General features: G+C 68.6%; 20 protein-coding genes. 3 read left to right on the top strand and 17 right to left on the bottom strand.

The genetic code is table 11. The features are described 5' to 3' along the window. Positions 1 to 4 precede the first annotated feature (4 nt). The 7 genes from gltX to MAE01_RS02000 all read right to left on the bottom strand — a co-directional run bounded on the left by gltX (position 5) and on the right by MAE01_RS02000 (position 8,322). Positions 5 to 1,510: a glutamate--tRNA ligase gene (gltX, locus tag MAE01_RS02030; protein ID WP_147037877.1), complete on the bottom strand. Its 1,506-nt coding sequence runs from the start codon at positions 1,508 to 1,510 to the stop codon at positions 5 to 7. A 31-nt stretch (positions 1,511 to 1,541) separates the two neighbouring features. Further along, positions 1,542 to 2,312: a class I SAM-dependent methyltransferase gene (locus tag MAE01_RS02025; RefSeq protein ID WP_147037876.1), complete on the bottom strand. Its 771-nt coding sequence runs from the start codon at positions 2,310 to 2,312 to the stop codon at positions 1,542 to 1,544. Continuing rightward, the gene (locus tag MAE01_RS02020) at positions 2,309 to 3,565 is read right to left on the bottom strand and encodes an MFS transporter (protein ID WP_147037875.1); all 1,257 of its coding nucleotides are present in this window, start codon (positions 3,563 to 3,565) and stop codon (positions 2,309 to 2,311) included. The genes MAE01_RS02025 and MAE01_RS02020 overlap by 4 nt, the downstream gene beginning before the upstream one ends. Next, positions 3,562 to 4,338 (bottom strand): fumarylacetoacetate hydrolase family protein, encoded by a 777-nt coding sequence (locus MAE01_RS02015; protein ID WP_147037874.1) that lies wholly within the window; start codon positions 4,336 to 4,338, stop codon positions 3,562 to 3,564. The genes MAE01_RS02020 and MAE01_RS02015 overlap by 4 nt, the downstream gene beginning before the upstream one ends. A gap of 194 nt (positions 4,339 to 4,532) precedes the next feature. Further along, positions 4,533 to 5,627: a branched-chain amino acid aminotransferase gene (locus MAE01_RS02010; protein ID WP_147037873.1), complete on the bottom strand. Its 1,095-nt coding sequence runs from the start codon at positions 5,625 to 5,627 to the stop codon at positions 4,533 to 4,535. Between the two features lie 46 nt (positions 5,628 to 5,673). Next, positions 5,674 to 6,723, bottom strand: coding sequence for a 3-isopropylmalate dehydrogenase (locus MAE01_RS02005; protein ID WP_147037872.1), 1,050 nt, complete (start codon positions 6,721 to 6,723; stop codon positions 5,674 to 5,676). A gap of 63 nt (positions 6,724 to 6,786) precedes the next feature. Continuing rightward, complete coding sequence (locus MAE01_RS02000; protein WP_147037871.1) at positions 6,787 to 8,322, bottom strand: MFS transporter; 1,536 nt, start codon at positions 8,320 to 8,322, stop codon at positions 6,787 to 6,789. A 61-nt stretch (positions 8,323 to 8,383) separates the two neighbouring features. Between MAE01_RS02000 and MAE01_RS01995 the strand changes: the two genes are divergently transcribed. Further along, positions 8,384 to 8,926, top strand: coding sequence for a TetR/AcrR family transcriptional regulator (locus MAE01_RS01995; RefSeq protein ID WP_147037870.1), 543 nt, complete (start codon positions 8,384 to 8,386; stop codon positions 8,924 to 8,926). Between the two features lie 6 nt (positions 8,927 to 8,932). On the opposite strand, the gene serA is transcribed toward MAE01_RS01995, so the two are convergent. The 3 genes from serA to MAE01_RS01980 all read right to left on the bottom strand — a co-directional run bounded on the left by serA (position 8,933) and on the right by MAE01_RS01980 (position 11,500). Next, entirely contained in the window at positions 8,933 to 10,537 is a 1,605-nt protein-coding gene (serA, locus tag MAE01_RS01990; protein ID WP_147037869.1) for a phosphoglycerate dehydrogenase, read from the bottom strand. 124 nt (positions 10,538 to 10,661) lie between these two features. Next, positions 10,662 to 11,000 carry a hypothetical protein gene (locus MAE01_RS01985; RefSeq protein WP_147037868.1) on the bottom strand — a complete coding sequence of 113 codons (339 nt, stop codon included), beginning with the start codon at positions 10,998 to 11,000 and terminating at the stop codon, positions 10,662 to 10,664. Next, positions 10,997 to 11,500 (bottom strand): hypothetical protein, encoded by a 504-nt coding sequence (locus MAE01_RS01980; RefSeq protein ID WP_147037867.1) that lies wholly within the window; start codon positions 11,498 to 11,500, stop codon positions 10,997 to 10,999. Before MAE01_RS01980 ends, MAE01_RS01985 begins: the two co-directional genes overlap by 4 nt. 70 nt (positions 11,501 to 11,570) lie before the next feature. Here MAE01_RS01980 and MAE01_RS01975 point away from each other — a divergent pair, with 70 nt between their 5' ends. Further along, the gene (locus MAE01_RS01975) at positions 11,571 to 12,512 is read left to right on the top strand and encodes a hypothetical protein (RefSeq protein WP_229718199.1); all 942 of its coding nucleotides are present in this window, start codon (positions 11,571 to 11,573) and stop codon (positions 12,510 to 12,512) included. A gap of 12 nt (positions 12,513 to 12,524) precedes the next feature. Here MAE01_RS01975 and MAE01_RS01970 read toward each other — a convergent pair whose 3' ends face one another. Beyond that, positions 12,525 to 13,175, bottom strand: coding sequence for a GntR family transcriptional regulator (locus tag MAE01_RS01970; RefSeq protein ID WP_147037866.1), 651 nt, complete (start codon positions 13,173 to 13,175; stop codon positions 12,525 to 12,527). A gap of 38 nt (positions 13,176 to 13,213) precedes the next feature. Between MAE01_RS01970 and MAE01_RS01965 the strand changes: the two genes are divergently transcribed. Beyond that, positions 13,214 to 16,072, top strand: coding sequence for an FAD-binding and (Fe-S)-binding domain-containing protein (locus MAE01_RS01965; RefSeq protein WP_371861753.1), 2,859 nt, complete (start codon positions 13,214 to 13,216; stop codon positions 16,070 to 16,072). A 290-nt stretch (positions 16,073 to 16,362) separates the two neighbouring features. On the opposite strand, the gene ilvC is transcribed toward MAE01_RS01965, so the two are convergent. The 6 genes from ilvC to MAE01_RS01935 all read right to left on the bottom strand — a co-directional run bounded on the left by ilvC (position 16,363) and on the right by MAE01_RS01935 (position 23,804). After that, positions 16,363 to 17,391: a ketol-acid reductoisomerase gene (ilvC, locus tag MAE01_RS01960; protein ID WP_147037865.1), complete on the bottom strand. Its 1,029-nt coding sequence runs from the start codon at positions 17,389 to 17,391 to the stop codon at positions 16,363 to 16,365. 38 nt (positions 17,392 to 17,429) lie between these two features. Beyond that, on the bottom strand, positions 17,430 to 17,939 hold the full coding sequence (ilvN, locus tag MAE01_RS01955) for an acetolactate synthase small subunit (RefSeq protein ID WP_147037864.1): 510 nt from the start codon (positions 17,937 to 17,939) through the stop codon (positions 17,430 to 17,432). Positions 17,940 to 17,942: 3 nt separating this feature from the next. Beyond that, the gene (locus MAE01_RS01950) at positions 17,943 to 19,745 is read right to left on the bottom strand and encodes an acetolactate synthase large subunit (RefSeq protein WP_147037863.1); all 1,803 of its coding nucleotides are present in this window, start codon (positions 19,743 to 19,745) and stop codon (positions 17,943 to 17,945) included. 42 nt (positions 19,746 to 19,787) lie between these two features. Next, positions 19,788 to 21,506, bottom strand: a complete 1,719-nt coding sequence (gene ilvD, locus MAE01_RS01945) for a dihydroxy-acid dehydratase (RefSeq protein ID WP_147037862.1) — start codon at positions 21,504 to 21,506, stop codon at positions 19,788 to 19,790. Between the two features lie 9 nt (positions 21,507 to 21,515). Further along, complete coding sequence (gene otsB, locus MAE01_RS01940) at positions 21,516 to 22,313, bottom strand: trehalose-phosphatase (RefSeq protein ID WP_147037861.1); 798 nt, start codon at positions 22,311 to 22,313, stop codon at positions 21,516 to 21,518. A 78-nt stretch (positions 22,314 to 22,391) separates the two neighbouring features. Further along, the gene (locus tag MAE01_RS01935) at positions 22,392 to 23,804 is read right to left on the bottom strand and encodes an alpha,alpha-trehalose-phosphate synthase (UDP-forming) (protein WP_147037860.1); all 1,413 of its coding nucleotides are present in this window, start codon (positions 23,802 to 23,804) and stop codon (positions 22,392 to 22,394) included. Positions 23,805 to 23,828 lie beyond the last annotated feature (24 nt).

The raw sequence follows: 23,828 nt of genomic DNA, 5'->3' as shown, positions 1-23,828 counted from the left end.
TTGCCTAACCGGCCAGGTGCTGAGACAGTGCGGCCAGTCGCCGCAGCGACTCGTCCTTGCCGAGCAGTTCCATGGACTCGAACAGCGGAGGCGACACCCGGCGCCCGGTGAGAGCGACGCGGGGCGGGCCGTAGGCGATGCGGGGCTTCAGCTCGAGCTTCTCCACCAGCGCGGCGGAGAGGGCATCCTGGATCTTCTCAGTGGTGAACTCGGTCACCGGCTCGAGCGCTGCGACGCAGGCGTCGAGGACCTCGGCGGCGTTCGCGGGCAGGCCCTTCAGCGCGTCGGCGTCGTACGAGACGTCGTCCGTGAAGAGGAAGCCGACCATGCCCGGCACGTCGCCCAGCAGCTGCACGCGCTCGTGCACGAGCGGCGCGACGCGGAACGCGAGCACCAGCTGCTCATGGCTCGGCTCGTCGAAGAGTCCGGCCGCGGCCAGGTACGGGATCGTGCGCTCGGCGAAGTCCTTCACATCCAGCATCCGGATGTGGTCGCCGTTGATCGACTCGGCCTTCTTCTGGTCGAAGCGCGCCGGGTTCGGGTTGACGTTCGCGATGTCGAACGCGGCGATGAACTCATCGAGCGAGAACACGTCACGGTCGGGACCGATCGACCAGCCGAGGAGGGCGAGATAGTTCAGCAGGCCCTCGTGGATGAATCCGCGTTCGCGGTGCAGGAAGAGATCGGCCTGCGGGTCGCGCTTGGAGAGCTTCTTGTTGCCGGTCTCCCCCAGCACGAGAGGCATGTGCGCGAAACGCGGGACGAAGGTCGTGACGCCGGCGTCGATCAGCGCTGCATACAGCGCGAGCTGACGGGCGGTCGACGGCATGAGGTCCTCGCCGCGCAGCACGTGCGTGACGCCCATGAGGGCGTCGTCGACCGGGTTCACGAACGTGTACAGCGGGATGCCGTTGGGCCGCACCACCACGAAGTCGGGGAAGGAGCCGGCCGGGAAGGTGACCTCACCGCGGATCAGATCCACGTAGGTGAGGTCCTCGTCGGGAACGCGCAGCCGCAGCGCCGGCTGGCGGCCCTCCGCGCGGAACGCGGCCTTCTGCTCATCGGTCAGGTCGCGATCGTGGTTGTCGTAGCCGAGCTGCTTCGCCCGGCCGTTCGCCTCATTGCGGGCGTCGATCTCGGCAGCGTCGGAGTAGCTCTCGTAGAGCGCGCCGGTGGCGAGAAGCTTGTCGATGACGCCGCGGTAGATGTCGTGGCGCTCGGACTGGCGGTACGGCGCGTGGGGTCCGCCGACCTCGACGCCCTCATCCCAGTCGATCTCCATCCAGCGCAGCGCGTCGAGCAGCTGCCGGTAACTCTCCTCGCTGTCGCGGGCAGCATCGGTGTCTTCGATGCGGAACACGAGCTTGCCGCCGTTGTGGCGGGCGTACGCCCAGTTGAACAGCGCGGTGCGAACGAGGCCGACGTGCGGCAGACCGGTGGGCGACGGGCAGAAGCGCACGCGCACATCGGAGCCGGTCGCTGTCGTGGTGAGGGGATGAGGAGTAGCCATATCCCGTCAATCCTACGCGTCGGGACGGCTCTCAACGGGCGAGACCGACCGCCACCGCCGCAGTGTGCTCGAGCTCGATCCGGTCGCCGACCGAGAACTCGTCGCAGAGGTGATCGAACGCCTCCCGGAACCGCGAGCGATCGTGGCCGCTCAGGGACAGGTAGAGCGCCCCGGCGGATGCCACTCCTCCGGCGACTGAAGCCCACAGCGCCTCCGGCGACGCCTCCCAGCTCCAGGTGAGCTCTGTCACCTCGACGCTGTGCCAGCCGCCTTCGGCCAGCATCCGCCCGAAACCGGTGGCAGTGCGCTCGAAATCCTTGTCCGCGGGGAGCCGCTGCCCGGCCGCAGCGGGCAGTCCGGCACGCTCGCACACCGCTGCCCAGAACCACGACGGCGAAAGCGTCCAGACGCTCGCGACCAGAGCTGCACCCGGCTTCGCGACGCGAGCCATCTCTCGCGCTGCCGCGCGCGGGTCGGGGACGTGGTTGAGAACGAAGTTCGCCGCGACGGCGTCGTATGCGCCGGTGGGGATCGGCAGCCCGGGCAGGGCCCCGTCGATCAACGGGAGCGATGGATGCCGGTCGGCGCAGATCTCGCGCATGCTCGGTTCCGGCTCGCAGGCTGTGACGAGCCACCCGGCATCCGCCAGCCTCGCTGCCAGTGCGCCGGTGCCGGCGCCGACGTCGAGCAGCGTACGTGAGCCCGCGGGTCCGAGCCCCGCCAGGATCGCGTCGGCGGTGCCGGCGCACAGCGAGGCGTACGAGGCTTCGTATGCTCGCCCGACCCCGCGCCACTTGCTCATTCCGTGCGCATCCGCCCCAGCGGCGATGCGACGACGATCGCGACGACCAGCACGGATGCCGCCACCGCGAGCCCTGGGTACTGGAAGTACGACAGGATGATTCCCGCCAGCACTGCGCCGCCTGCCGCGGAGAAGCTCATCAGCGAGTCGCTGCGGCCCTGCCGGCGCGTGCGCAGCGCGGGCGTCGTCGCCTCGGTCAGCAGCGCGGCTCCCGACACGGTCGATGCGCTCCAGCCGAGTCCGAGCAGGATCAGCGCGGCCATGACGCCCCACGCCTGGTCGCTGGTCAGGATCGCGAAAAGGAGAGCGCCGCCGAGCAGCACCTGGCCGAGCAGCACGACGCGCAGCCGGCCCCAGCGGTCGGCGAGGATGCCGAACAGCGGCGAAAGCGCATACATCCCGGCCACATGCATCGCGATGGTGATGCCGACCAGGGACGAGATGTCCGCCGAGGTCGCATGGCCGCCGTGTGCGCCGTGGGCCATGTGCGCCAGGTGAATCGGGGTCATCGCCATGACGGACGCCATCACCACGTGCGACGCCGCGATCGCGAACATCGCGTAGCGGGCGACCACCGGGTGGTCGCGACGTTCCTCGAGCGGGTTCTGGTCGGCCCCGGCGGCGATGATCCGCTGCGCGAGGAGCAGAGGGTCAGGGCGCAGCGCCACCAGGTACAGGATGAAGGCCGCCACCTGCGCGACCAGCGAGAACAGGTAGGAGCCGGTCTGCGGCGGCATCCCGATCGCCTGTCCGACGACTTCACCGGGACCGAGCAGCAACGGACCCGCGACTCCCCCGACGGTCGTCGCCCAGACGACGATCGAGAGATCCCGCCCGCGGTGGCGGGAACTCGCCAGGTCGGTGGCCGCGAACCTCGACTGCAGGTTGCCGGCGTTGCCCGCGCCGATCAGGATGATGCCGACCAGCAGCAGCGGGAAGACCCGAAGGGCCGCGGCAAGGATGACGATCCCGATGCCGATCAGGGCGAAGAGGTTGCCGAGCGTGAGGGCACGGCGCCGGCCGAGCTTCATGGCGAGCCGTGCGAGCGGGATCGCGCACAGCGCGGCCCCGAGCGTGACGGATGCCGTGGCGAGGCCCGACAGCGCGTCGTCGCCCGAGATGTCGGCGGCCAGCAGCGCGCCGAGAGACACCGTCGCACCGAAGGCGATGCCTCCCAGCACCTGCCCGGCGGACAGGACCGCGACGGTGCGCCGCTGCACCGCCTGCTGCTGCGCGACGGTGGGCAGGGTCATGCGACCGGAAGAGCGTCGCGCACCGTGTTGCGCAGGATGCCGATGCCGGAGACCTCGACCTCGACGGTGTCGCCGGCGGCGAACCGACCGACCCCGGCGGGCGTGCCGGTGAGGATGACGTCGCCGGGCAGCAGCGTGAACACGGCCGAGGCGTACTCGATGATGTCTGCGACGGAGTGGATCATGTCGGAAAGCGGCGCGTGCTGGCGCACCTCGCCGTTCACGCGGGTCTCGATCGTGGCATCCGCGTCGTCGAACTCGGTCTCGATCACCGGTCCCAGCGGGCAGAACGTGTCGAAGCCCTTGCCGCGGGTCCACTGACCGTCCTTGCGCTGCAGATCGCGGGCGGTGACGTCGTTGGCGACGGTGTAGCCGAACACGTAGTCGAGCGCGTCCTCGGCTTTGACGTTCTTGGCGATGCGGCCGATGACGACGGCGAGCTCGCCCTCGTGCTCGGTCTGCTCCGACAGCGTGGGGCGCACGATCGTGTCGCCGGGGCCGATCACCGAGGTGTTCGGCTTGAGGAAGAGCAGCGGCTCCTCAGGGGCGACTCCGCCCATCTCTGCGGCGTGGTCGTGGTAGTTCTTGCCGACGCAGACGACCTTCGAGCGCGGGATCACCGGCGCGAGCAGCGCGGCATCCGCCAGCGGCACGCGCTCGCCGGTGGTGTCGAACCCGGCGAACATCGGGTCGCCCGCGAGGACCACCAGCTCCTGCTCGTCAAGGATCCCGTACTGGATGGCGTCGTTGTGGCTGAACCGGGCGATCTTCACCCGCCCAGCCTATCCCCGCCGTGCTCCCCTCCGCCGTGTTGGGGTTGTTGCGGTTGCGGCCACCATTGACCCGCCGGTTCCCGGACACGCCCGTGCAGCGCGTCCGGGAAGTCGCGAGTGTTCGGAGGACTCACCCACAACAACCCGGACACGCGCCGCCGCCGGGCAAGTGCCGCCGGGTGCGGGCCAACCGATCAGGCGTCGAGGCGGTACAGCCAGCCGTGCTTGTCTTCGCGGCGGCCGTACTGGATGTCGGTGAGCTCCTCGCGCAGCGACAGCGCGAGCTCGCCGGTCGGCTGCGCCTCTTCGAAGTCCGCCGTGACGAGAGCGCCGATCGGGGTGACGACCGCCGCCGTGCCGCAGGCGAACACCTCGACGATGTCGCCGGATGCCACGCCGTCGCGCCACTCCTGCAGAGACACCGCGCGACGTTCGACGGTGTGCCCGCGGTCCTCGGCGAGCTGCAGCAGCGAGTCGCGCGTGATGCCCTCGAGGATGCTCTCGGACTGCGGGGTGACGATCCGGCCATCCTTGTAGACGAACACGACGTTCATGCCGCCGAGCTCCTCCACGTTGCCGTCCTGGTCGAGGAAGACGACCTGGTCGCAGCCCTTCTCGTACGCCTCGGCCTGCGGCAGCAGACTGGAGGCGTAGTTGCCACCGGTCTTGGCAGCTCCCGTGCCGCCCTTGCCCGCACGCGCATAGGTCTCGGACAGCCAGATGCGCACCGGCTTCACGCCGCCCTTGAAGTACGAGCCGGCAGGACTCGCAATCAGGTAGTAGGCGACCTTCTCCGCCGGGCGGACCCCGAGGAACGCCTCCTTCGCGAACATGAACGGGCGCAGGTACAGGCTCTGGTCGTCGCCGGAGGGCGTCCAGGCGCCGTCCACGGCGATGAGCTCGCGGATCGACTGCAGGAAGTACTCGGCCGGCAGCTCCGGCAGCGCCATGCGCCGAGCGCTGCGCTGCAGACGGGCAGCGTTCTGCTCGGGGCGGAACGTGTGGATCGAGCCATCGGCGTGCCGGTAGGCCTTGATACCCTCGAAGATCTCCTGGCCGTAGTGCAGCACGGCGGCCGCCGGATCGAGCGAGATCGGGCCGTAGGGCTGCACCCGCGGGCGGTGCCAGCCGCCGCGGACGGACCAGCAGATGTCGACCATGTGGTCGGTGAACGCCGTGCCGAAGCCCGGGTTCTGGAGGATCTGCTCGCGATCGGCAGGCGACTTGGCTGCGAGGTTGCGGGTCACGGCGAACTCGAGCGGGGCGAGTTCGGTTGAGGTCGTTGTCATTGTCACATCCTGCGTTCGGTGCGGGCGGAGCGCTCGTGCGTCCAGGCTACGCCTGGAGCCGGGCGATGATGGCGTCGCCCACTGCTGTGGTGGTTCGAGAGCCTGACCGATCGGCGATGTCCGCCTCGACCGCGCTGGTGACGCGACCGGCTTCCTCGCGGAGCCCGAGGTGATCGAGCAGGAGGGCGACGGACAGGATGGCCGCCGTGGGGTCGGCTTTCTGCTGGCCTGCGATGTCGGGCGCCGAACCATGAACGGGCTCGAACATCGAAGGGAACGTGCCGTCGGGGTTGATGTTGCCCGAAGCGGCGAGGCCGATGCCACCGGTGACGGCGCCTGCCAGATCCGTGAGGATGTCGCCGAAGAGGTTGTCGGTGACGATCACGTCGAAGCGAGAAGGGTTCGTGACCATGAAGATCGTCGCCGCATCGACGTGCAGATAGTCTACGACCACATCCGGGTGCTCCTGCGCCACCTCGTTCACGATGCGCTGCCACATGCCGCCGGAGTGGACCAGCACGTTGGTCTTGTGCACCAGGGTGAGCTTCTGGCGACGACGCTCCGCCAGTTCGAATGCGTAGCGGACGACGCGCTCGACGCCGTACGCCGTGTTCACGCTCGTCTCATTCGCGATCTCGTGCGGGGTGCCGGCGCGGATGGCGCCGCCGTTGCCGACGTACGGGCCTTCGGTGCCCTCCCGCACGACGACGAAGTCGACCTCGCCGGGCTCGCTCAGCGGTCCCGGTGCACCGCTGTACAGCTTCGACGGGCGCAGGTTCACGTAGTGGTCGAGGGTGAAGCGGAGCTTGAGCAGCAGGCCGCGTTCGATGTTGGCGTCCTTCAGGCGCGGGTCGCCAGGCGTGCCGCCGACCGCTCCGAGGATGATCGCGTCGTGAGCCTTGATGGCCGCGAGGTCGTCATCGGTGAGCGTGTCGCCCGTGTCGAGGAAGCGTGCGGCGCCCAGCGAGAACCGCGTCTTCTCGAACGTCACGTCGCTGTCCGCCGTGACGACGTCGAGCACCTTCTCCGCCTCCGCGACGACTTCGGGACCGATGCCGTCACCCGGGATGACGGCCAGCTTCACGACACGCGACATTCGCACTCCTTGCATCGGGATGCCCGCAGCGCTGCGCAGGCGCGGGTGCTCCCAGCGTATCGGTCAGCGTGAAGCGGGCGTGCGCAGTGTGACGGCGGCGATGACTCCGGCCGCGACCACCAGTCCTGCTCCGATCAGCGAAGTGACGGTCACTCCCGATTCGAACGCGGATGCCGCGGCATCCCACAGCGCGCTGCCCACCGCCTCCGGCAGCTGCTGCGCCGTGGTGAACGCACCGGCGAGGGTCTCGCGCGCCGCGTGAGCCGCCTCCGCCGGGACCGCATCCGGAATCACGAGCGCGCCGCGGTAGAACGCCGTGATGATCCCGCCGAGGACGGCCGTGCCGAGCACCGCGCCCAGCTCATAAGCGGTCTCGGAGACCGCGCTGGCGGCACCGGCCTTCGCGGCGGGGGCGTTCGAGAGGATCAGCTCGTTCGAGATGGTCTCGGCCGCCCCGATCCCGATCCCCAGCACGACGAAGGCGATGATCAGCGGCAGCGCCCCGTGCCCCTCAGTGGTGAAAGCCACCAGGATGTAGCCGACGACCGAGAAGACGAGAGCTGCGGGAACCACGACGTGCGGCGGGAAGCGGCGCGAGATCGGCACGATCGTGAGACCTGCCACGATCACGGCGAGCATGCCCGGCACAAGGGCCAGCCCCGCCGTCATCGGCGACATCCCCAGAACGAGCTGCAGATGCTGCGGCACGAAGTAGAGGAATCCGACGAGCGCCACGACGCTCAGCAGGTTGACGAGGATCGCCCCCGAGAACGAGCCCCGCCGGAACAGCGCCATGTCGAGCATCGGCGTCTGCGCCCGCAACTGCCGACGCACGAACAGCGTGCCCATCACGATGCCGAGCAGGGCCCACCCCGCCGCGAGGAACGTCGGTCCGTCGACGGCGAACGACTTGATCGCGTAGACGACGGGGATCATGGCCGCCATCGAGAGCAGGATGCTGATCGGGTCGATCCGGCCGGGCGACGGATCGCGACTCTCGGGCACCAGCAGCGGCGCCGCGATCAGCAGCGGGATCAGCACCGGCACGGCGATCAGGAACACCGAACCCCACGCGAAGTGCTCGAGCAGGAAGCCACCGACGATCGGTCCGAGGGCGGAGCCCGCCGAGAACGCTGATGCCCACACCGCGATCGCCATCCTCCGCTGGTCGCGGTTCAGGAAGATCGACCTCAGCAGAGACAGCGTCGACGGCATCAGCATCGCGCCGAAGAATCCGAGCAGCACGCGCGCGACGATGAGGAGGCCCGCGGTGGGTGCGAAGGCCGCCAGTGCGGAGACTGCCGCGAACCCGGTGGCGCCGATCAGGAGCATCCGACGACGTCCGAAACGGTCGCCGAGCGTGCCCATCGTGACGAGGAGGCCGGCGAGCACGAGCGGGTACGCGTCGATGATCCACAGCTGCTCGGCACCAGACGGAGCCAGCGCGACGGCGATCTCCGGGAGCGCGAAGCTGAGCACCGTGTTGTCCACCGACACCAGCAGCACCGGCAGCATGAGCACGACGAGCGCGAACCATGCGCGCGCTCCTGCGCGTGGCGCGTGGATTCCGCCGGTGTCCGTCGGCGTGGCCTGGCTCATCGAGCGCCTCTCTGTGGTGATCGTTCCTGTTACTAAACCGTCCGGATGGTATAGTAACAGAATGCCCCGGCCTCCTCTTGCCCGCGAACGCGTGCTCGACGCGTTCGAGTCGATCCTCATCGAGGACGGCGAGCGGACCGCGACCCTGGATGCCACGGCGAAGGCCGCGGGCGTCTCGAAGGGCGGTCTGCTCTACCATTTCGCGTCGAAGGACGAGCTCGCGGCGGGCATGATCGCTCGGCTCGAAGACCTCGTCGACGAGGATCTCGTCGGCATGTCGGCTGCGGAGGACGGCCCGGTGTCCTACTACGTCCGAACCTCGGTGATGGAGAACGCTCCGCTCGACCGTGCGCTCATCGCCGTCTCACGGCTGGCACAGGGCGGTTCGGCCGATGCGGCCGGCGCGCTGCGTCAGACGCGCCGCAGCTGGAGCGACGCCATCCGGCCGCACGTGCGCGACGAGACAGCGCTCGATCTCGTGATGCTCGTCAGCGACGGCCTCTACTTCAACAACTCGCTCGACGTGAACGGTCCTGAGCGTCTGGTCCCGCGAGGGGCGGAGTTGCGCGCACTCGTCGATCTGGTCGTGCGCGCAACCGCCTGAGCCCGCTCAGACCTCTGCGATCTCGATCTGCTTCATGACGCTGGCCTCGATCGCCTCTCCGACCTCGGCGAGGAGCTCCTCAGGAACGCGCGAGTCGACGGTGAGGACGGTGAGCGCCTGGCCGCCTGCCGCGCGGCGGGCGACCTGCATGCCGGCGATGTTGATGCCGGCATCTCCGAACTTCTGACCGTAGACGGCGACGATGCCGGGGCGATCGATGTACTGCATGACGATGTGGTTCGTCTCGATCGGCACCTCGATGTCGTGCCCGTTGATGCCGACGATCTTCTGCACCATGCGGGTTCCCGCAAGGGTGCCGGCGACCGTGAGGATCGTGCCGTCGGCGAGGGCGCCGCGGAGGGTGGTGAGGTTCCGGTACTCCGGGCTCTCCTTCTCGACGATCAGGCGCGCCTCGATGCCGCGCTGCTCTGCGAACAGGGGCGCGTTCACGTACGAGACGTTCTCGCTGACCACGTTGGAGAGGATGCCTTTGAGGGCCGCCAGCTTGTAGACGCTCACGTCGTAGTCGGCCAGCTCGCCACGGACCTCGATGTCGAGCGTGGTGACCGCGGATCCCGCGAGACCGCTGAAGACCTGGCCGAGCTTCTCGACCAGGGCGATGCCGGGGCGGACGAACGGGTCGATGATGCCGCCGGCGACGTTCACGGCATCCGGGACGAGGTCGCCCTCGAGGGCGAGCTTGACCGAGCGCGCGACCGAGACGCCCGCCTTCTCCTGCGCCTCATCCGTCGATGCGCCGAGGTGCGGGGTCACGACGACGTTCGGCAGTGCGAGCAGGTCGCGGGCGGATCCGCCCTCTGCGGGCGGCTCGGAGGTGAAGACGTCCAGACCTGCGCCGGCGATCTCACCCGAGACCAGCGCCTCGCGCAGGGCGACCTCGTCGATCAGGCCGCCACGGGCGACGTTGACCACGAAGGCCGAGGGCTTCATCGCCGCGAACTGCTCGGTGCTGATCATGCCGGTGGTCTCCGGCGTCTTCGGCATGTGGATGGTGAGGAAGTCGGCCTCTGCGACGAGCTCGTCGAGGCTGCGCAGCTCGACGCCGAGCTGCTGGGCGCGGGCGCTGGTGACGTAGGGGTCGTAGGCGACGACGTTCATGCCGAAGCTCTGCATGCGGGCGGCGACCAGGGCGCCGATGCGGCCGAGGCCGACGATGCCGAGGGTCTTCTCGAACAGCTCGGTGCCGGTGTAGGCACTGCGCTTCCACTGCCCGTCCGCGAGCGACGCGTGCGCGGCGGGGACGTGGCGGGCGAGGCTGAGGATGTGCGTGCAGGTGAGCTCGGCGGCGGAGATGATGTTCGACGTCGGCGCGTTGACCACCATGACGCCCGCCTTGGTGGCGGCCGGGATGTCGACGTTGTCGAGGCCGACGCCCGCGCGGGCGATCACCTTGAGCTTCGGGGCGTGGCCGAGCGCCTCGGCATCCATCTTCGTGGCCGAACGCACCAGTACCGCGTTCGCGTCCGTCAATGCCGAGAACAGCGCCTCGCGATCGGTTCCGTCGACCTGACGGATATCGAAGTCGGGGCCGAGGGCCTCGATCGTAGCGGGCGAGAGAACTTCGGCAATGAGCACGACGGGCTTCGGCACAGGCGGATCCTTCGAGTTAGCGGCACAGCGCGGATGGGGATCGATGCGCCGCACACCGTCGGGGGCGCGATCGAGTCCACCCTACCCGAGGGTGAACGGTGCCCTGTGCCGTGTGACGGAGGCGTCAGGTGGTCAGCGAAGAGAAGTTCAGCGCGCTGAGAGCGACGACATTCATCCAGAACACCGCGACGAGGGCCAGGCCCGCGAGCATCACGACCGCGAACTCCGTCGCGCCGCGGCGGCGATCCAGGGCGAAGGCGGCTGCGAACACGATGATCGGGAACAGCACCGAGAAGATCAGCACGAACCAGCCGTACGCGTTCATGCCGTACTGCGCGACCGTGACGAGGTGGGCAACGGCGTTCCATACACCGTAGGCGTAGAACAGGACCGAGACACCCAGGATCAGCGTCTTGAGGATTCCAAGGCGCTCACGCGACGACACCTGCTGCTGCTCGCTCATGCGCCCACCGCCCCGGTCATCACGAACGGCCATGGCACCAGCAGTACGGCACCGGCGAGGAGGCCGAGCACGCGCACCCAGCCGGCCGAGCGCCTCGTGAGCAGCCAGACCGCAGTGAACCACAGTGCCGGCGCTAGAACGGCGGCCCACACAGCGACCTGGTACATCAGACTCGGCACGAGGAAGAGCGCGCTCATCTCGAGGTTCAGCCCGCCGATGATCCAGCCGACCGTATAGAGCAGGTAGACGCCGCCGACGATCCCGACCAGCAGAAGCATGGGCGTGCTCAGCGACTGCGGCTCGGCAGGTTCGGCAGGTTCGGCGACCGCGCGGTCAGCGCCGAGCCGCTCGACGCTCTCGCTGTCCTTGCCGACGGCCTTCCAGCCGTCCGGGAGCTGCGCGGCCGACGCCGGCGTTCCGGCGGTCTGCTTCCTGCGCGTGCCCGCCGACCCGTCTTCGTCGCCCTCCCAGGAGAGCGCGTCGTCAGCATCCGATGTCATATACCCAGCGTAGCCATCGCGACACCCTCCGGATATGCTCAGGGAGTTCACAGAAACCGAGGGGTTCACCGTGGCTGAAGGCAACAAGGACACCGCCCTGCCGACAGAAGTCGGCTCGGCTCCGGACCGCTCCTGGTCTCCGACCGCGGAGGGCAGACGGAAGGCGACGACGTTCCGGTGGATCGCCGCCGCACTGTGGGCCATCGCGATCGCGGCCGAAGCAGTCGCGATCTTCTGGCTGCTGCGACAGCGGGAGTTCACCGGCGCGGATGGCGAGCTGGTGCGCAACCCCGACACGGGTCTCCTCGAAGAGCGGGGCGCGACCGCGCAGTTCCCGCAGTGGGCGTTCATCGCGCTGCTCGTCGCGTTCGTCGTCATCGCCGCGCTCTCGATCACCGGGTCGATCCTGTGGAAGAAGGCGAACCGCCTCGACCCCGCGAAGAAGTCCGACACGGTGCGCTTCTTCGTCCAGAACCAGCTCGGCGCCATCATCGCGGTCATCGCCTTCCTGCCGCTGATCATCCTGGTCTTCCTCAACAAGGACATGGACAAGGGGCAGAAGACCACCGCCGGCATCATCGGCGTGGTGCTCGCGGTCGCCGCCGTCGCGCTGGGCATCGACTACAACCCGCCGTCCGTCGAGCAGTACACCGCCGACCGGTCGACGGTGATCCAGCTCCTCGGCCAGGACGAAGTCGTCTGGGTCGACGGGGGCTCGGTCTACCACGTGTGCGAAGAGGTTCCCGATATCCAGACCGGCAGCGAGAAGCGCACCGGTACGACCGCCGAGGCCGTCGAGGCGGGCAAGATCCGGCTGACCCTGAAGTTCGCATCCGAACTGCGCACGTGCGGGCTGGCCGTGCCGGAGAACGCGGATGAGATCACCGATGCACTCCGCGCCATCCAGGCCGGACAGGTCGACACGCTGCTGCCCGCGCCGGTCTGGGCCGACCCCGCCGATGCCCCGATCGAGGTTCCGGATGCGGCGCCCTCGGCCGAAGAGTCTGAGTAGCCGGGCTCCCCCCTACTCCCCCAGCGCCTCCACCAGGCGGTCCTCGGCCGACGCGAGGTGCGCCGCGAGCAGGTCGGCGGCGCGCGCGCCGTCGCCGGCTGACACGGCATCCAGGATCTCGGCGTGCTGGGACGCGATGTCACGCGCGTCAAGAAGACGCCGGCCCTGAACCTGCGCCATGCACAGGCGCACCTCGTCCAGCACGCTGCGATACATCCGCGAGGTTCGGGCACTGGCGACGCCGTCGATCAGCGCAGTGTGGAATCTGAGATCCGGATCGACACTTGCGGGATCGGGCCCTGCCGGCAGCGCGAGGATCTCGGCGTTGGCGGCGGTGGCGGCATCCGGCACGATTCGGGTGGTCGCGAGTTCGCGCAGCGCGGCGCTCTCCAGGCGCGTGCGGGTGCGGTAGACATCGCGCACCATGGCGGCGTCGATCGCGACGACCCGGGCGGAGCGGTGCGCCGTCCGCACCAGCAGACCGCTCGCGACGAGCTGCTCGATCGCGGCCTTGGCGCTGGGGCGGGCGACCCCGAACGACGCGGAGACCTTCGCCTCGGTCAGCGCGGTGTCCGCCGCGATGTCGCCCGCGAGAATCTGCGCGCGCAGGCTGCGGGTCACGGCATCGACGATGCCGATCACGCCGAGCTCCGTGATGGTCATAGCGCTCAGCCTAGAGGAGGCTAGACTCGCGAGTAATCTTGTCTGACAATTCTTGGGAGGCTGCCGTGTCCACGGCTCTCGTGCACCCGCTCGACATCGACGTGCTCGGGGCCGACACGACGATCACATCCCGCTCGATCGATCGATTCGCCCGCGCGCACGATGCCTCGCACTACCTGCTCATCCCGGATGCCGTCCTGGCACCGCGGGATGCCGCCGGCGTCGCCCGCGCATTCGACGCGGTCCGCGCGGCCGGTCGCACCCTCACCTTCCGTTCGGGCGGAACGAGCTTGTCGGGGCAGGGAGTCTCCGGCGACATCCTGGTCGACACTCGCAGCCACTTCCGCGGCATCCGCGTCGAGGACGAGGGGCGTCTGGTCCGCGTCGAGCCCGGCGCCACCGTGCGCCAGGTGAACACGCGTCTCGCGCGACACGGTCGCAAACTCGGGCCGGATCCCGCGAGCGAGATCGCCTGCACGATCGGCGGCGTGATCGCCAACAACTCCAGCGGCATGGCGTGCGGGGTCACGGAGAACTCGTACCAGACGGTCGATTCGCTGCTGCTGGTGCTTCCGAGCGGGACTGTCGTCGACACCGCCGCCCCCGATGCTCTCGAGCATCTGCGGGACGCGGAGCCGGCACTGGTGGACGGACTCGCCGCTCTGCGGCAGCGATTGCTCGGCGCGCCGGAGTCCGCCGCGTTCGTACGCGCGCAGTTCGCGATGAAGAACACGATGGGCTACGGCCTGAACGCCCTGCTCGACTTCGACGATCCGGTGAAGATCCTCGAGCATCTCGTGATCGGCTCGGAAGGCACGCTGGCGTTCGTCGCCGAGGCGCGGTTCCGCACGGTGAAGGTTCGCCCCCACATCGCGACCGGCCTGCTCGTTTTCGCCTCCCTCGCCGATGCCATGGCCGCCCTGCCGGGTCTCGTGACGCAGGGACTCGCGACGATCGAGCTGATGGATGCCGCGTCCCTCCGCGTCGCGCAGGGGCTCAGCGACGTCCCGGCATCCATCGCGGCGATCGAGGTCGATCAGCACGCCGCGCTCCTCGTCGAGGTGCACGCCTCGAGCATCGATGAGCTCTCCGTCGCAGGCGATGCCGCCCTGCATCAGTTCCGGGCGCTGCCGCTCGCCGTCGAGCCGGCGCTCACGACAGACGCCGCCGAACGCGCGTCGCTGTGGCAGGTGCGCAAGGGGCTGTACACCGCCGTCGCGGGGGCCAGGCCGTCGGGCACGACCGCGCTGCTGGAGGACATCGTCGTGCCCGTCGACCGGCTGCTGGCCACGTGCGAACGGCTGATCGAGCTGTTCGAAGAGCACGAGTACGAGGACTCGGTGATCTTCGGGCACGCCAAGGACGGCAACGTGCACTTCCTCCTCAACGAGCGCTTCGACGACGCGGCGAGCATCGAGCGGTACCGACGGTTCACCGCGGATCTGGTCGATCTCGTGCTCGGCCAGGGCGGATCGCTCAAGGCGGAGCACGGCACAGGGCGGATCATGGCGCCGTTCGTGCGTCGCCAGTACGGCGACTTCCTCACCGACATGATGTGGGAGATCAAGCGGCTCGTCGATCCCGCCGGCATCCTGAACCCGGGCGTCGTGCTCTCGGAGGACGCCGAGTCGTATCTCCACGACCTCAAGCGGGTGCCGACCGTCGAGAGCGAGGTCGATCGCTGCGTCGAGTGCGGCTACTGCGAACCGACGTGTCCGAGCAAGGACATCACGCTCACGCCGCGGCAGCGGATCGTGCTGCGCCGCGACATGGCCTGGGCCGAGGAGCAGGGCGACACGGAGCTGCTGAACGAGCTGCGCGCGGACTACGACTACGAAGGCGTGCAGACCTGCGCGGTCGACGGCATGTGCGGGGTCGCGTGCCCGGTCGACATCAACACCGGCGACCTGGTGCGGCGCCTCCGCGCCGAGGAGGCTTCGAAGCTCGAGGACGGCCTGTGGGATGCCGCGGCGAAGGGCTGGGGTGCGGTGACGCGGATCGGCGGTGTCGCCCTGACCGTCGCGGAGGCTCTGCCCGCTCCGCTGGTGACAGGAATCACCCGGGTCGGCCGCGCCGTGCTCGGGGCTGACACGGTGCCGCTGTACGACGCGGGTCTCCCCCGCGGCGGGGCCAAGGCACCGTCACCGGCCTCGCCCGCGGATGCGCAGGCGGTGTTCTTCGGCGCCTGCATCGGCACGATGTTCGGCGCTGAGGGCGACGGCCACGGCTCTCGCGACGCTCTGCGGGCGCTTCTCGACCGCGCGGACATCCCCGTCGTCGTTCCGGATGAGGCGGGCGGCCTCTGCTGCGGAACGCCGTGGAAGTCGAAGGGTCATCTCGCCGGCTACGACCGGATGACCGTGCGCGTGCTCTCCTCGCTGTGGGAGGCGAGCCGGCACGGCGAGCTGCCCGTGGTCTGCGATGCGGCATCCTGCACCGAGGGACTGCACGTCATGCTGTCCAAGTCGCTCGCCGAGTATCCGGAGTATGCCGGATTGCGCATAGAGGACGCGACGACGTTCGTCGCGCGCGAGGTGCTCCCCCGCCTCGACGTGCCAGCGAAGCTCGATTCGATCGCCGTGCACCCGACTTGTTCGACGACGGCGCTCGGGGCGACCGGCGCGCTCACCGCCCTCGCGGGAGCCGTGGCGGAGGAGGTCTACGTGCCGGACGGCTGGGGATGCTGCGCGTTCGCCGGCGACCGCGGGATGCTGCATCCCGAACTCACCGCCAGCGCCACGGCCGTGGAATCGGCCGAGGTCGCCGCGGCGGACGAGGCACGTGCCGGATTCGACGCCTTCGTGTCAGCGAACCGCACCTGCGAGATCGGCATGACCCGCGCGACGGGCAAACCCTATCGTCACGTGATCGAGGTGCTCGAGGAGCTCACCCGCTAGGGGACGTTTCGACTCGCTCCGCTCGCTCAACGCGTTTCGGCTGCGGGGCTCCGCCCCTCCGCTCAACGATCCGCAGAAGATCCTCTCCGCCGGTGATCCTCGATCACAGGGGATCCAATCCCGCGGGGCCCTTCCCACAGGGGCTCCCCAACGGGCTCCATGTGCGGGGCGTTGAGCGACGAGCGCAGCGAGGAGACGAAACGGGTTGAGCGAGCCGAAGGCGAGTCGAAACCTGCACTCCCGAACGCGAAAGGGCGCCCCGAAGGGCGCCCTTTCTCAGTGACGTCGGATCAGCGCGCAGCGCTGCCGTCGACGTAGTCCTCGTCCTGCTGCTTCCAGGCGAACAGCGAGCGCAGCTCCTTGCCGGTGACCTCGATCGGGTGCTGCTCCTCCTTGGCGCGAAGCTCCTGGAACTCCTTGGCGCCGTTGTCCTGGTCGTCGATGAAGCGCTTGGCGAAAGCACCCGACTGGATGTCGGCGAGCACGCCCTTCATGCTCTCCTTGACAGCCGAGTCGATGACGCGCGGGCCGGAGACGTAGTCGCCGTACTCAGCGGTGTCGGAGATCGACCAGCGCTGCTTCGCGATGCCGCCCTCCCACATGAGGTCGACGATCAGCTTGAGCTCGTGCAGAACCTCGAAGTAAGCGATCTGCGGCTGGTAGCCCGCCTCGGTCAGCGTCTCGAATCCGGCTTGCACGAGGTGGCTGACGCCACCGCAGAGCACAGCCTGCTCGCCGAACAGGTCGGTCTCGGTCTCTTCCGTGAAGGTCGTCTTGATGACGCCGGCGCGGGTGCCGCCGATGGCCTTCGCGTACGAGAGCGCGAGGTCCCAGGCCTTGCCGGAAGCGTCCTTCTCGACGGCGATGATGTCCGGGATGCCGCGGCCCGCGACGAACTCGCGACGCACGGTGTGGCCGGGCGCCTTCGGCGCGACGAGGATGACGTCCACACCCTCGGGTGCGTCGATGTAGCCGAAGCGGATGTTGAAACCGTGCGCGAAGGCGAGGGTCTTGCCCGCGGCGAGGTTCGGCGCGATCGACTCGGAGTAGATCGTGCGCTGGTGCTGGTCCGGCGCGAGGATCATGATGACGTCGGCCCAGGCGGTGGCATCCGCGACGTTCTTGACCGGGAAGCCGGCCTCCTCGGCCTTGGCGATCGACTTGGAGCCGTCCTTCAGCGCGATGGCGACCTCGACGCCCGAGTCGCGCAGGTTCATCGCGTGGGCGTGGCCCTGCGAGCCGTAGCCCACGATCGCGACCTTCTTGCCCTGGATCAGGGACAGGTCGGCGTCGTCGTCGTAGAAGATCTCAGTACTCACGTTGTGTTTCTCTTTCCTATCGAGGTTTGTGGGATGACTCAGCCGCGCAGAACGCGTTCGGTGATGCTCTTGCCGCCGCGGCCGATGGCGAGGAGGCCCGACTGCGCGATCTCCTTGACGCCGAACGGCTCGAGCGCGCGCAGCAGCGCCTCGACCTTGCCCTGGTCGCCGGTGACCTCGATCACCAGCGCGTCAGAGGCGTAGTCGACGACCGAGGCGCGGAACAGGTTCACGACCTCGATCACATTCGACCGCGTCGTGTTGTCCGTGCGCACCTTCACCAGCATGTGCTGGCGCTGCACGGACCCGGCCGGGTCGAGTTCGACGATCTTGATGACGTTCACGAGCTTGTTCAGCTGCTTGGTCACCTGCTCGAGCGGCAGCTCCTCCACGTCGACGACGACCGTGATGCGGGACACGCCCGGCACCTCGGTCACGCCGACCGCGAGGGATTCGATGTTGAAGCCGCGACGGGCGAAGAGCCCCGCGACGCGGGTCAGCAGACCGGGGGTGTCTTCGACGAGAAGACTCAGCACGTGCTTGGACATGACTCAGACCTCCTCATCGAACGCGGGAGCGTGGTCACGCGCGTACTGGACGTAGTTGTTGCTCACTCCCTGCGGCACCATCGGCCACACCATCGAGTCGGCCGAGACGACGAAGTCGATGACCACGGGGCGGTCGTTGGTCTCGAGCGCCAGCTTGATCGCGGCATCCACCTCCTCTTCCTTCTCGACGCGGATCGCGAGGCATCCGTACGCCTCGGCGAGCTTCACGAAGTCGGGGATCCGGATCGTGCCGTGACCGGTGTTCAGATCGGTGTTGGAGTGGCGACCGTCGTAGAACAGGGTCTGCCACTGGCGCACCATCCCGAGAGACGAGTTGTTGATGATCGCGACCTTGATCGGGATGTTGTTGATCGCACAGGTCGCGAGCTCCTGATTGGTCATCTGGAAGCATCCGTCGCCGTCGATCGACCACACCACACGGTCGGGCTCGGCGACCTTCGCGCCCATGGCGGCAGGCACCGAGTAGCCCATCGTGCCCGCTCCCCCGGAGTTCAGCCAGGCGTTGGGACGCTCGTACTTGATGAACTGCGCCGCCCACATCTGGTGCTGCCCGACGCCGGCGGCGTAGATGCCCTCCGGACCGGTCAGCTCACCGATGCGCGAGATCACGTACTGCGGGGCGAGCAGACCGTCGCTGGGCTCGGTGTAGCCGAGCGGGAACTCGTCACGCAGTCCGTCGAGATAGGACCACCAGTCCGAGATGTCGGGCTTGGCGCTGCCGACGACACCGCGGTATGCGGCATCCAGGTCCGTCAGCACGTCGCGGACGTCACCCACGATCGGCACGTCCGCCGTGCGGATCTTGGAGATCTCGGCCGGGTCGATGTCGACGTGCACGACCTTCGCGTTCGGGGCGAACAGCGCCGCCTTGCCCGTGACGCGATCGTCGAACCGCGCGCCGAGCGAGATGAGCAGGTCGGCCTCCTGCAGCGCGAGCACCGCTGGCACAGTGCCGTGCATGCCCGGCATGCCGAGGTGCTGCGCGTGCGAATCGGGGAAGGCGCCGCGGGCCATCAGCGTGGTGACCACGGGGGCGCCGGTCGACTCGGCGAGCTCCTTGAGCTCGGCTGCCGCGCGTCCCCGGACCACACCGCCGCCGACGTACAGCACTGGCTTCTTGGCCTCAGCCAGCAGAGCGGCGGCAGCCTGGATCTGCTTGCCGTGCGCCTTGGTCACCGGGCGGTAGCCGGGCAGGTCGATCTTCGGCGGCCAGACGAACGGTGCGACGTTCTGCTGCGCGTCCTTGGTGATGTCGACGAGCACGGGGCCGGGGCGACCGGTCGAGGCGATCTCGAACGCCGCGGCGATCGCACCGGGGATGTCGCCTGCATCCTTGACGAGGAAGGAGTGCTTGGTCACCGGCATGGTGATCCCGACGATGTCGGCCTCCTGGAAGGCGTCCGTCCCCATCAGCGTCGAGAACACCTGGCCGGTGATCGCGACCATCGGCACCGAATCCATGTAGGCATCCGCGATCGCCGTGACGAGGTTGGTCGCGCCGGGACCGGAGGTCGCGATGCACACGCCGACCTTTCCGGATGCCGAGGCGTAGCCCTCTGCGGCGTGGCCTGCGCCCTGTTCGTGTCGAACGAGGATGTGCCGGAGCTCTGACGCGTCCATCAGCGGGTCGTAGACGGGGAGGATCGCGCCTCCGGGGAGCCCGAAGACGTCGGTGACGCCGAGAAGCTCGAGCGAGCGGACTACGGCCTCCGCGCCGGTGATCTCCGGTGCGGAGCTCTTCGAGGACGGCGGCCGGGGCACGGCCGATACAGCGTCAGCAGTCATGTCATTCCTTGGTGATCTGAATGTCGTCGACGGACGAGTGGATCATCCGGTCGTCGCGCCCTCCGCGGCGGAGCGCACGAGTCGCGAGTACTTGGCAAGAACGCCACGGGTATAGCGCGGGGGAAGCGGCTCCCAGCCAGAGCGGCGGGAGGCGAGCTCTGCCTCATCGACGAGTAAGTCAAGAGAGCGAGCTGCGATATCGACCCGTATCAGATCACCATCGCGCACGAAGGCGATGGGACCTGCGTCCACCGCTTCGGGTGCTATGTGGCCGATGCACAGGCCGGTTGTGCCGCCTGAGAATCGTCCGTCCGTCAAGAGTAGTACATCTTTTCCGAGCCCAGCGCCCTTGATGGCCGCGGTGATGGCGAGCATCTCGCGCATGCCCGGTCCGCCCTTGGGGCCTTCGTAGCGGATGACGATGACCTCGCCGGCTTTGATCTCGCCGTTCGCGACGGCGTCCATCGCAGCGCGCTCGCGCTCGAAGACGCGAGCCGGGCCCTCGAACACGGTGGCGTCGAACCCGGCCGTCTTCACGACCGCGCCCTCCGGGGCCAGCGACCCGTGCAGGATCGTCAGACCGCCGGTGGCGTGGATCGGGTTGTCGAACGTGTGGATGACCTCGCCGTCGATCGGGTCGGGGTCGAGGTCTGCGAGGTTCTCGGCGAGGGTCTTGCCCGTGACGGTGAGAGCATCGCCATGCAGCAGCCCCTCGTCGAGCATGGCCTTCATGATCACCGGGATGCCGCCGTGACGGTCGACGTCGTTCATGACGTACTTGCCGAACGGCTTCATGTCGGCGACGTGCGGAACCCTGTCGCCGATGCGGTTGAAGTCGTGCAGGCTCAGTTCGACCTCCGCCTCGCGGGCGATGGCGAGCAGGTGCAGGACGACGTTGGTCGACCCGCCCAGGGCCATGGCGAGGGCGATGGCGTTCTCGAAGGCTTCCTTGGTGAGGATGTCGCGTGTCGTGATGCCCTGGCGCAGCAGGTTGATCACGGCCTCGCCGGAGCGATGCGCGAAGTAGTCGCGGCGGCGATCGGCTGCCGGCGGGGCTGCGGAGCCCGGCAGGCTGAGCCCCAGCGCCTCTGCGACCGACGCCATCGTGTTCGCGGTGTACATGCCGCCGCACGCGCCTTCGCCGGGGGCGATCGCGCACTCGATGCGCTTGAGGTCCTCCTCGCTCATGAGCCCGGCGCGGCAGGCGCCGACGGCCTCGAACGAGTCGATGATCGTGACGTCCTTCTCGGTGCCGTCGGAGAGCTTGACCCAGCCAGGAGCGATGGACCCTGCGTACAGGAACACGCTGGAGAGGTCGAGGCGGGCGCTCGCCATCAGCATGCCGGGGATCGACTTGTCGCAGCCGGCAAGCAGGACGCTGCCGTCAAGGCGCTCGGCCATCATGACGGTCTCGACCGAGTCGGCGATGACCTCGCGCGAGACGAGCGAGAAGTGCATCCCCTCGTGGCCCATCGAGATGCCGTCGGAGACGGAGATGGTGCCGAACTGCAGCGGGTAGCCACCGCCGGAGTGCACGCCCTCCTTGGCTCCCTGCGCGAGCCGGTCCAGGCTCAGGTTGCAGGGAGTGATCTCGTTCCAGCTGGACGCGATGCCGATCTGCGGCTTGTCCCAGTCCTCGTCCCCCATCCCGACGGCGCGGAGCATGCCTCGGGAGGTGGTGGCCTCGATGCCGTCGGTGACGACGCGGCTGCGGGGCTTGATGTCGATGGGCGCGTTCGAAGAAGGATCTTGCGAGGACATGACGGCAGTCTATTCCCGTCCGGCAGCGCGCTCGGACGCCAGCGCCTCCAGAAGAGCGGCGATGTCTTGTGGAGTGTCCACACGGACTGCGGCCGCCGTCTCGCCGGGCCCGACGCGCACGCCGAGGTCGCCGGACTGGAGCACCCGCATGGCGTCCTCGTCTGTGACGTCGTCCCCTGCGAACAGGATGCCGGTGGCGTCGAACTGCTCGCGCAGCACGCTCATCGCGGTGTCCTTGCCCTCGACGCGCGAGGAGAACTCCAGCACCCGGTGGCCGGAGCGGCGCCGCCAGTGCGGGAATCGCTCGGCGACCAGCGCGTCGATCTCTGCGAACGCCGCGGCCTCGACCTCCGGTGTCGCGCGCCGGGTGTGGATCCCCATGCCGAAGGTCTTCGGCTCGAGTCCGACGCCCTCATAGCGGTCGACGATCGGCTGCGCGGCGGCCCAGAGCTCCTCGCGCGCACCGTCCTCGGTCGAGGATCCGGGGGCGTCCGAGTCGCCGATGCCGGGGAACCAGTACTGCGCACCGTGGGATCCGGCCAGCGAGACGATCGAGTCGTCGGCGTGCTCGGTGATCACGCGCAGGTCGTGCATGCTGCGTCCGGAGACGTAGGCGACGAAGGTGTCGGGCAGGGCTGCGAGCCGGTCGAGCTGCACCTTGACCTCCGGCAGCGCGCGTGCGGCCATCGGGTCGGGCACGAGCGGGGATGCCGTTCCGTCGAAGTCGAGCGCGATGACCAACCGTGGGGTGGTGGCGATGGCGGTCAGTGCGTCGTCGGCGGTTCCGGGCGTCCAGGTGCGGGTCACGGCGGGTCTCCTCGTCGGGGGTCGATTCCCGACCAGCTTCTCACGCGTGCGGAGACCCGAGCGCACGCATGACGGCGCTCAGGCGTGCCGTGCGCGCACGGCGGACAGCGCCTCGAGGAAGGACGACGACCAGGCGTTGACGTCGTGCTCGAGCACGCGCTTGCGCAGCGACCGCATCCGCCTGCCCTGCTCGGCCGGCTCCATCTCGACGGCCGTCATGATGGCGTCCTTCAGGCCCTCGATGTCGTGCGGGTTCACGCGCACCGCCTGGCGCAGTTCGTCGGCGGCTCCGGTGAATTCGCTCAGTACGAGCACGCCGCGGTTGTCGGCCCTGGTGGCGATGTATTCCTTGGCGACGAGGTTCATGCCGTCCCGGAGGGCTGTGACGAGCATGACATCGGCGGCGAGGTAGAGGGCGACCATCTCCTCGCGCGGGAACCCCTGGTGCAGGTAGCGGATGGCGCTGTGGTCCATCGTGTCGGTGTCGCCGTTGATGCGGCTCACCAGAAGCTCGATCTCGTCGCGCAGGTGCACGTAGGCGTCGACACGCTCACGGCTGGGACTTGCGACCTGGATCAGCGTGACGTCCTCCACCTTGAGCCGGCCCTCTGCGAGCAGCTCGCCATAGGCCTTGATGCGGTGGCGGATGCCCTTGGTGTAGTCGAGTCGGTCGACGCCGAGGAGAATGCGCTTGGGGTGGCCGAGGCTCTCGCGGATCTCCTTCGCCCGTGCCTGCACCTCGGGCTTGGCGATGAGGTCGAGGTACGGCGATGTGTCGATCGAGATCGGGAACGCCTTGGCGAGAACCGGACGCGAACCGGTCTCACCGGGAACATCCACGATCGACGCCTTGACGTTGTACTGCAGACGACGCCGCACGGCGGCGAGGAAGTAGTTCGCATCCTGCGCGCGCTGGAAGCCGATCACATCGGCACCGAGCAGCCCGCGCAGCACCTGGTCTCGCCAGGGCAGCTGCGCGTACAGCCCGTGCGCGGGGAACGGGATGTGATGGAAATAGCCGATCGTTACATCTGGACGCAGCGCGCGCACCATCTCCGGCACGAGCTGCAACTGGTAGTCGTGCACCCACACGGTGCCGTTCTGCGCCACAGCGTGCGCTGCCGCCTCGGCGAAGCGCCGGTTGACGGTCACGTAGGCGTCCCACCACTCCCGGTGATACTGCGGGGGCGCGATCACATCGTGATAGAGCGGCCAGATGGTGTCGTTCGCGAATCCCTCGTAATACTCGGCGACCTCCTGCTCACTGAGGGCGATCGGGATCAGGCGGATGTCGTTCGCGACGAACGGCTCGAGCTCGAGATCGGCCTGACCGGCCCAGCCCACCCACGCGCCGTCGACGGACTTCATCACCGGTTCGAGAGCCGCGACGAGCCCTCCCGGAGAGGTGCGCCAGGTCTCCGAGCCATCCGCTCCCACGACCCTGTCCACCGGAAGACGGTTCGCGACGACGACGAATTCTGCGGTATTCATGGGAGCTCCTCGCACCAGTGGCCT

It is taken from the genome of Microbacterium aerolatum (assembly GCF_007988825.1).
In the GTDB taxonomy this organism is placed as follows: domain Bacteria; phylum Actinomycetota; class Actinomycetes; order Actinomycetales; family Microbacteriaceae; genus Microbacterium; species Microbacterium aerolatum.
Note: the sequence above shows the minus strand (reverse complement) of the source record. Positions and strands in the feature narration are given on the sequence as shown.